Raw genomic sequence first — 8,636 nt, forward strand, 5'->3', positions numbered from 1 at the left:
GTAGCCGCCGCCAAGGTTGGCGACGAGCGTACCAAGCGGCAGCTTGCCGTACGCGGACGACAGCCACAGCGACAGGCCCCAGCGCAGCCAGGCGCCACAGGCTGCGCCGAGCCCGACCGCGATCCAGCTTAAGGGGTGGCCCACTTGGCCTTGGCGCTATCGTCGGACTCGCGCGCGTCTACCCAGCGCGCGCCCTCCGGCGTCTGTTCCTTTTTCCAGAACGGCGCCTCGGTCTTGAGGTAGTCGATGATGAATTCGCAGGCGTCGAAGGCTTCGCCGCGGTGGGCGGCGCCGACGGCCACCAGCACGATCTGCTCCATCGGCAGCAAGGGACCGACCCGGTGGATCACCATCGCGCCAAGCAACGGCCAGCGGGCGTTGGCCTGTTCGACGATCTGCGCCAAGGCCTGTTCGGTCATGCCGGGATAGTGTTCCAGCTCCATCGTGCTGACGCTGGCGCCGTCGTTCATGTCGCGCACGGTACCCACAAAACTGACCACGGCGCCGATACGCGGGTTATCCGAGCGCAGCGCCGCCACTTCGGCGCCGAGGTCGAAGTCCTCCAGCTGCACCCGCACCTGCTTCATCGCGCCTCCTTGCCTGCGATACGGGTAAACAGCTGCTCGATGCGCGATGCGGTGCGCGCATCGGCCAGCGCCGGCATGGCGCACAGCTCGATGAATTGCGCCGCCTGCGACACCGGCTTCCGGCCCGACTTGAGCGAGGTTTGCAGGACCTCGACCTGCAGCTTCAGGCGGTCGCGCGCGAACTCGGCGCCGCTGTCGACGCCGGCCGCGATTTCGAGCCGCAGGATATCGTGCAGCAGCCGTCCGCGGTTCTGCTCCAGCAGCGCGGCGTATTCCTCGCGGCCGCTGCCCGAAGCTGCCGCCAGCGCAGCGTCCAAGCGCGCCTGCAGCACCGTTTCGTAGTCGGCGCCCAGGGCCGGCAAGGCAGACCAGCGTCCGCGCCATGCCTCGGCGTCGATCGCCGCGCCGCCGGCCAGCTCCGCCTCCAGCGCCTGGCACAGCCGCAGCTTGTCGCGCAGTGATCCGGCCTGGGCCAGGCTCGCATTGCGCCTCGCGACGTCGGCGTGGTGCTGCACGCTGGCCACCGCCGCGTGGTAGCGCTTCTCGACCTTCGCCTCATTGGCGCGCGGTACCGGGCCGATCGCATGCCATTCGGCCGCAGCATCGCGCAGCAGCTTGCCGGCCGCCGCCGGTTCGATACCCTGCGCGGCGGCTTCGAGCCGTGCGCTGACCGCGTCCTTGGCTTCCTGGTGGGCGCGCCGTTCGGCGTCGGCGGCGTGGGCGCTTTCCTTGCGTGCCGCGAACACCGCGTCGCAGGCGGCGCGGAAGCGCTGCCACAAGGCCTGCTCGGTCTTGCGTTCCAGCGGCAGTGCCTTGGCATGCTCCTGCCACTGCTCCTGCAGGCTGCGCAGCGTATCGAGCGCATGGCGGTCGCGCGGGTTGATGGCCCTGGCCTGCTCGATCAGGTCGTCGCGGCCGGCCGCCTCGTTCTTGCGGCGTACTTCCAGCGGGCCTTGCAGCACATTGAGCGCATCGGCGAATTCCTGGTCGAGGCGCTTCTTGTCCTTGCGGTCGATGGCGCCCAGGTGGCTCCACGCCTGGCGCAGGCGCTGCACCGTGCCGGCCACATGCTTCCAGTCGGCGCCGCTGGCATTGTCCAGCCGGCCCGCCTCGGCCACCGCTTCGGCCACCAGCGCCTGCGCCTTGCCGGCATTGGCGTGGCGTTCGCCGGCGAGGTGCTTGAAGTGGGCCGCCGCCGGCGCATACGCCGTGCTGCAGGCCGCATCGAAACGCTCCCACAGCGTTTTCGGCGCCGCGCCGGACAGCGAGTCGAGCGCCTTCCAGCGGTCGCGCATGCTGCCGACCTTCTTGGCCAGCTCGCCCATCGCCAGGTGCAGTGACGGCAGCTGTTCGACCGCCTTGATCAGCTCTTCCCGCGAGACGTTGCCGCCCCAGCGTGCCCAGTCGGACAGGCGTTTCAGTTCGGCGCGGGCATGCGCCAGCCGTTCGGCCTGCTCAGGGGTCAACCGTATGCCGCGCGTTTCCTTGAGTACCTTGTCGAAGTCGGCGGCGGCGCCCAGCGAACCATGTTCCAGCGCGGCTTCCATCGCCGCCAGCGTGTCGGCGAACTGCGTGGCGGTGCCCGCGAGCACCGCGCTTGCTGCCGGCGGCTGTGCCTTCGGCTTGCGCGCCGCCTGCGGCGGCGCTTGCGGCAGCGCCGCCACCAGCGCGTCGAAATGCTGCTGCTGGCCGGCCGGCGCGGCGCCGGTCGCCACGCCCAGGTGCTGCCAGGCTTTCCGGATGCGCTCCGCATTGAGCGACTCGCGCGGGGCCGCTTCCCATTCGGCCAGCGCGGCTTCGCGCGCGGCCGCCACGGCCTCGCCCTTCTCGAGCGCCGCCAGCGAGTTGAGGATGCGGGTGCGTTCGAGGTCGAACTCGTTGACCAGGCTGCGCGGCAGCGTGCCGGCTTCGGGCGCGGCCAGCGCCACCGCCTGCTCCTGCGACAAGTGTTCGATGCGCGCCGCCACCTCGGCGGCGGCCAGGCCGCTGCCCTCCAGGTGGCGCAAGGCGCCGAGGCGGTCGATCATGGCCCGCTGCAGCGCAACCTGGCCTTCCATGCGGCCGGCCAGGCGCCCGCGCACATGCGTGAATTCTTCCACCAGTTCGGGCGCGGAGATGACCGACCAGCGGCGGTCGAGTTCCGCCACCTGGTTGGGGGTCAGCTTGTCGTCGGCGGCCAGCGCTTCGGCCAGGGCGATGCAGGCCCTTGCGCGCTCGAGCTCGGACTGGCGGTGGCGGATCGCGTCCAGCCGCGACTGCATCAGCTTGGCGACACGGCGGTCGGTATTGCGGATCGCGCCGTGCACGCGCTCGAGCTGTTCGCGCGAGTGGATGAATTCGGCGGCGGCAAGGCGCAGCTCGGAGAATTCGGACTTCAGGACAAATTCGGCAGCCGCAAGCTCGTCGCCCTCGAGCGAAGGAATCAGGCCGGCCTGGAGGTCGCGCGCGGATGGTTCGCCGGCGCCCTGCTGGTCAGCCGTATCCTGCCGGCCCGGCTGGCCAGCAGCCGCCGCGCCCGGCTTGTCGCCCGAGCGCTTGAAGAGGAATTCGAACATGACGTCGCATCAATCATTCAAAACCGCCATCATAGCAAGAACGCAGCATGGGAGGCTGCACTGCCGGCGGTTTTACCCCGGGCCGGGGCGCGCCACCGGTTCAGCCTGCGGCGATGAAGGCGTGGCGCCGCTGGCGGTCGACCTCCGCGGCGTGCACCGCCTCGCCAGGCGAGGCAGGCGTCTCGCGCGCGGGGCGGGTTTCCAGGCGGTATGCATCGTGGGCCAGCATCTGGTTGGCGATGGCAAACCAGTCCTCGCCGGAAATCATGGTGCGGGCCAGCGAAAACAGCTCGTGCTCCTCGCGCTCCAGGCGGGTCAGCATGGCGTCGCAGAAGGCTTCGATGGCGCCGCAGAACTGGCGCACCGCCGCCTCGCCCGACACCGCGGCGGCCATGACCCGGGCCGAGATGTCCGCGATGGCCTGGCCGGCGGCGTCGGTCAGCGCGTCGAGCTCGTCGAGCAGGCTGCCGGCCTGGCCGGTGGCGCGGCGCAGCGCGGGAATCAGGAAGGTATCGATTTTCCGCCAGTGGCAATTGTGGTACAGGCGCTGCAGGGCATCGAACGCGTAGCTGACCTGGCTGGACGTGAGCGCCGTCTGGTGGATGAAATTGGACTGTAGCAACTTTTTCAAGGACTGCAAGCTGACACGAACGCTTGCTTGCTCGACTGATAGTGCAACGAGAGTATATGTCGCCGTTAACATTCATTCTCCTCTGAATTTCGCACCGGTACAGGACCCGGCGACGCAAAGGCGTGCCCCGGGGAACCTGGCTGGTAGTGACGTTTACGGAAAGGCCGACTTTGTTATTTTGGAGAGATTAATCTCGGCCCGGAAGATCAAGTGTAAGGAAGTCCGACAAAGCAGGTTTGATATTTCGCAAACCCCTGCCATTGATGAAATCATAAATTAGCCGGCTTTGCAAGGCTGCGATTGTGATAACGTTGCTGCGACGCTGTCCCATCCCATGGAACTTCCCATGAAGCGCTTGCTCCTCGGAACTATCGTGCTTGCCGCGCTGGGCGGCTGCGGCGACAAGGCGCCGGGATACTTCCCCGGGTATATAGAAGCCGACTACGTGCGCCTGGCCAGCCCTTCCGGCGGCACGCTGGCGCGGCTGTTCGTTCAGCGCGGCAGCGCGGTGCGCGCCGGCGCCCCCGCCTTCACACTGGAACAGGACTCCGAACGCGCCGCCCGCGAGGAAGCGGCGGCCCGGCTGCAGCGCGCCAAAGCCCTGCTGTCCGACCTGCAGAAAGGCCGCCGTCCCGAGGAAATCGCGGTGTCCCGCCAGCAGCTGGCCCAGGCCGAAGCCGTGCTGGCACTATCCCGGGCCGAGCTGGCGCGCGAAATCCGCCTGCTCGAGGCGCGCTTCGTCGCACCGGCCCGGGTCGACCAGCTGCGCGCGGCCATGCGGCGCGACCAGGCCCGCGTGTCCGAACTGCAGGCCCAGCTCAAGGTGGCGGGGCTGGGCGCGCGCGCCGGCGAAATCGAGGCGGCGCGCCACGACATCGAGGCGGCCCAGGCCCAGCTGGCCCAGGCCGAATGGCAGCTGCGCCGCAAGTCGGTCAACGCCCCGCTTGAGGCACGCGTTGCCGACTTGTACTTCCGCGAGGGCGAGCTGGTGCCGGCCGGCGCGCCGGTAGTCAGCCTGCTGGCGCCGCAGTACCTGCGCGCGCGCTTCTTCGTGCCGCAGGCGGCGCTTGCCTCGATCGCGCTGGGCGCGAAAGTCACGCTGGCTTGCGACGGCTGCGGCCAGCCCGTGGCCGCCACCATCAGCCACATCGCGCGCGAGGCCGAATACACCGCGCCCCTGATCTACAGCCGCGAAAACCGCGCCGGCCTGGTGTTCATGGTCGAGGCCACGCCCTCAAAGGAAAGCGCACAGGCCCTGCATCCCGGCCAGCCGATCGAAGTGCGCCTGGCAGGGCCGCGCTGATGGAACGCCCGATCCTGATCGACGTGCGCGGCCTGACCAAGCGTTACGGCGGGCGCACCGTGGTCGACCACGTCGACCTGCGGGTGCCGCGCGGCGCCATCTACGGCTTCCTCGGCCCCAACGGCAGCGGCAAGACCACCACCATCCGCATGCTGTGCGGCCTGCTGACGCCGGACGAAGGCGAAGGCACATGCCTGGGCTTCGACATCCGCACCCAGGCCCGCGAGATCAAGCGCCAGGTCGGCTACATGACCCAGAAGTTCGGCCTGTACGAAGACCTGTCGCTCGAGGAGAACCTCGACTTCATCGCCCGCGTCTACCAGGTGCCGCGGCGGCGCGCCATCGTCGATGAGGCGCTGGCACAAATGGGACTGGCCGAACGCCGCGACCAGCTGGCCGGATCGCTGTCGGGCGGCTGGAAGCAGCGCCTGGCGCTGGCCGCCTGCCTGCTGCACCGGCCGCAGCTGCTGCTGCTCGACGAACCCACCGCCGGCGTCGACCCGTACGCGCGCCGCCTGTTCTGGGACCACCTGCACGAACTGGCGGTGGGCGGGCTGACGGTGCTGGTCTCGACCCACTACATGGACGAAGCGGCGCGCTGCCATGAACTGGCCTACATCTCGTACGGCCGCCTGCTGGCGCAAGGCAGCGGCGCCGAGCTGGTGGCTCAGGCAGCGCTGGCCAGCGCCGAAGTCGAAGGGCCGCCCGAGGGCCTGGCCGTGCTCGGGCGCGCGCTGCGCGAGGATCCCGGCCTGCGCAGCGTGGCCTGGTTCGGCGCCACCCTGCACGTCAGCGCGGCCTCGAGCGAAGCACTCGATACCGCGCTGGCAGGCGCGCGCCAGCTGATGGAACAGCACGGCCTGCGCGCCACGCCCGGCGCGGCCGACCTCGAGGACGTGTTCATCGACCTGATGCGCGGCGCCGACGACAACTTTGCGAAGGCGCCCTGAGATGCGCGCCGCGGGCATGTCGTGGGCGCGCATGCTGGCCATCCTGGTCAAGGAATTCCGCCAGGTGCGGCGCGACCGCCTGACCTTCGCGATGATGGTCGGGGTGCCGATCATGCAGCTGGTGCTGTTCGGCTTTGCGATCAACACCGACCCCAGGCGCCTCCCGCTGGCAGTGGTGGCGCACGGCGACAGCGCGTTCTCGCGCAGTTTCGTCTCGGCGCTGCAGGCCTCGCGCTACTTCGCGCTGGTGTCCCAGCCCGCCGGCGAGGCCGAAGGCAACAAGATGCTCGACACCGGCAAGGTGCAGTTCCTGCTGGTGATCCCGCCCGATTTCGAACGCAAGCTGGTGCGCGGCGAACGCCCGGCCATGCTGCTGGCGGCCGACGCCACCGACCCTTCGGCGTCCGGCAACGCGCTGGCGGCCATCGCCGGCATCAGCCGCCAGGTGGCGGCGCGCGAGTTGACGGGGCCGCTCGCCGGATTGGCCCTGCGCGAGCCGCCGTTCGAAGTGCGCGTGCACCGCCGCTACAACCCGGACGGACTGGCGCGCTACAACATCGTGCCGGGCCTGATCGGCGTGATCCTGACCATGACCATGGTGATGATGACCAGCCTGGCCGTCACCCGCGAGTACGAGCGCGGCACGATGGAGAACCTGCTGGCCACGCCGGCGCGTCCGCTGGAGGTCATGATCGGGAAAATCGTGCCCTATATCCTGATCGGCTACGTGCAGGTGCTGGTCATCCTCACCGCCGCGCGCCTGCTGTTCGACGTGCCGATGGTGGGCAGCCTGGTGCTGCTGTCGTTCGTGCTGGTCCTGTTCATCGCCGCCAACCTGGCGGTCGGCTTCACCTTTTCCACGCTGGCGCGCAACCAGCTGCAGGCAATGCAGCTGACCTTCTTTTTCTTCCTGCCGTCGATACTGCTGTCCGGCTTCATGTTCCCCTTCCGCGGCATGCCGGGCTGGGCCCAGGCGATCGGCGAAATGCTGCCGCTGACGCACTTCCTGCGCACCGTGCGCGGCATCCTCCTGAAAGGGAACACGCTGGCAGATATCGTGCCCGAGCTGTGGCCGATCGGCCTGTTCCTGCTGGCCGCGGGCGGGGTCGCGGTGTACCGCTACCGCGAAACGCTGGACTGAGCCGGCGCCAGGGCCGCTTCCAGCATCGGCTTGAGGCCTTCCGGCACGGTGGCGCACACCCGCACTTCCGGACAGGCATGCCAGGCGGCGCAGCGCGCCACGGCGGCCGCGACATCAAGCGTGAAGCGTTCGCTGATGCGCACGCCCGGCTCCAGCGACACCGACTTCAGCTCGAAGATCCCCTGGCGCCGGTGCGCCTTGGCGTCGATGCGGCCGACCAGCGCGCCGCGGCGCAGGATCGGCAAGGTGAAGTAGCCGTAGCGGCGCTTGTCCGCCGGCGTGTAGCACTCCAGCCGGTAGTCGAAATTGAACAGTTCGAGCGCGCGCCTGCGGTCCCAGACGATCGGGTCGAACGGCGACAGCAGCGTGGTCAGGGTCGGCGCCAGCGCGCCGCCGGCGGCCTGCAGCGCCAACTCGCGATGGTCCGGATGGACGTAGGCAGGGTCGTCCCAGCCCACCACCCGCACGCGCAGCAGCAGGCCCTCCTCCACCAGCGCGTCCGGGTCGACGTGGGGCCGGCGGGTGCGGTGGTAGTCGGGAATCCAGGCCGTCTTGCAGGCGCCCAGCGCCTTCACTGTGCGCAGCACGAACTGGCGCCGGGTCTCGGCCATCGGCGGCATGCGGCTGTCGTCCCATTCCGGGTGCACCCGCTCGGCCAGGTCGTACACGCGCTGGAAGTTGTGGCGGCGCGCGATCATCAGCGCGCCCGACGTGAACAGCACTTCCAGCGAACGCTTCTCGGTCTTCCATTCCCACCATCCGCCGGCCTTGCCGTCGGTGCGTTCGAAGTCGGACGAGCGGGTCGGGCCGTTCCGGCGGATGTGGTCCAGCACCTGCGCCACTTCGCCGGCGCGTTCGCGCATCCAGGTCTCGGAATACTTCCACCCCATCGCCTGCGGGTCGATCATGCGGTGGCGGTACAGGCCGTAGTCCTCGATCGGCACGAAGCAGGCCTCGTGGGCCCAGTATTCGAACAGCCTGCCCTCGGCCAGGTGTTCCTCCAGCCAGGCTGGATCGTAGTCGCCCAGGCGGCTCCACAACACCAGGTAGGGGCTGCGCGCGACCACGCTGATGGTATCGATCTGCAGCATGCCCATACGGCGGATCGCCTCGATCACGTCGCCTTTGGCGGCCTTGCGCCGGCGCGGCCGCAGCATCCCCTGGGCGGCGAGGTGGAGCGCGCGCGCGGCGGGCTGGGAAAGGTGTAGTTCAGTCATTGTTCCATTCTAAGCACGATTCAGTTTGTTTTCTTAACGCAGAGAACTATTTTTTCGTACCCCACCCCGCTTGGCGAAAATTGGGGGCAGAATGTAAGAAATGCCGAGTCCGTGTTTCACTATGCCGGAGGCATTATCCACCCGTTAGGATAGTTGGGGGGCCACTTGACCAGGACACTCAGACTGTTCCGTCGCCGGCTTCGCCCAGCAGTCGGCGAAAGCCTCTTTTCCCTGTTCACGCTGCTGCTAGTG

General features: G+C 68.9%; 8 protein-coding genes. 3 read left to right on the plus strand and 5 right to left on the minus strand.

What is annotated here, in order from left to right; all coding sequences use genetic code 11:
* The 4 genes from D3872_RS26425 to D3872_RS10475 form a co-directional block, all read right to left on the minus strand.
* Positions 1-144 (minus strand): CrcB family protein (locus D3872_RS26425; RefSeq protein WP_502567446.1); only part of this gene is annotated, 144 nt, incomplete at its 3' end.
* Positions 129-587, minus strand: a complete 459-nt coding sequence (moaE, locus tag D3872_RS10465) for a molybdopterin synthase catalytic subunit MoaE (protein WP_119810715.1) — start codon at positions 585-587, stop codon at positions 129-131. The genes D3872_RS26425 and moaE, both read right to left, overlap by 16 nt.
* Positions 584-3,142, minus strand: coding sequence for a DUF349 domain-containing protein (locus D3872_RS10470; RefSeq protein WP_119810716.1), 2,559 nt, complete (start codon positions 3,140-3,142; stop codon positions 584-586). Before D3872_RS10470 ends, moaE begins: the two co-directional genes overlap by 4 nt.
* Before the next feature lie 100 nt (positions 3,143-3,242).
* Positions 3,243-3,773: a hemerythrin domain-containing protein gene (locus D3872_RS10475; protein WP_229459260.1), complete on the minus strand. Its 531-nt coding sequence runs from the start codon at positions 3,771-3,773 to the stop codon at positions 3,243-3,245.
* 346 nt (positions 3,774-4,119) lie between these two features.
* On the opposite strand from D3872_RS10475, the gene D3872_RS10480 reads away from it, so the two are divergent.
* Genes D3872_RS10480 through D3872_RS10490 form a run of 3 tightly spaced genes read left to right on the plus strand, consistent with a single transcriptional unit; the run spans position 4,120 to position 7,167 of the window.
* A complete protein-coding gene (locus D3872_RS10480) occupies positions 4,120-5,076 on the plus strand; it encodes an HlyD family secretion protein (RefSeq protein WP_119810718.1) in 957 nt (318 codons plus the stop codon).
* On the plus strand, positions 5,076-6,026 hold the full coding sequence (locus D3872_RS10485; protein ID WP_119810719.1) for an ABC transporter ATP-binding protein: 951 nt from the start codon (positions 5,076-5,078) through the stop codon (positions 6,024-6,026). Before D3872_RS10480 ends, D3872_RS10485 begins: the two co-directional genes overlap by 1 nt.
* A 1-nt stretch (position 6,027) precedes the next feature.
* Positions 6,028-7,167 (plus strand): ABC transporter permease, encoded by a 1,140-nt coding sequence (locus D3872_RS10490; protein WP_229459261.1) that lies wholly within the window; start codon positions 6,028-6,030, stop codon positions 7,165-7,167.
* Here the strand turns inward: D3872_RS10490 and D3872_RS10495 are convergent.
* Complete coding sequence (locus D3872_RS10495) at positions 7,146-8,384, minus strand: winged helix-turn-helix domain-containing protein (protein WP_119810720.1); 1,239 nt, start codon at positions 8,382-8,384, stop codon at positions 7,146-7,148. The genes D3872_RS10490 and D3872_RS10495 overlap by 22 nt on opposite strands.
* Between the last annotated feature and the right edge of the window lie 252 nt (positions 8,385-8,636).

Origin of the sequence: Massilia cavernae, from assembly GCF_003590855.1 — a bacterium.
Taxonomy (GTDB): Bacteria; Pseudomonadota; Gammaproteobacteria; order Burkholderiales; family Burkholderiaceae_D; genus Telluria_A; species Telluria_A cavernae.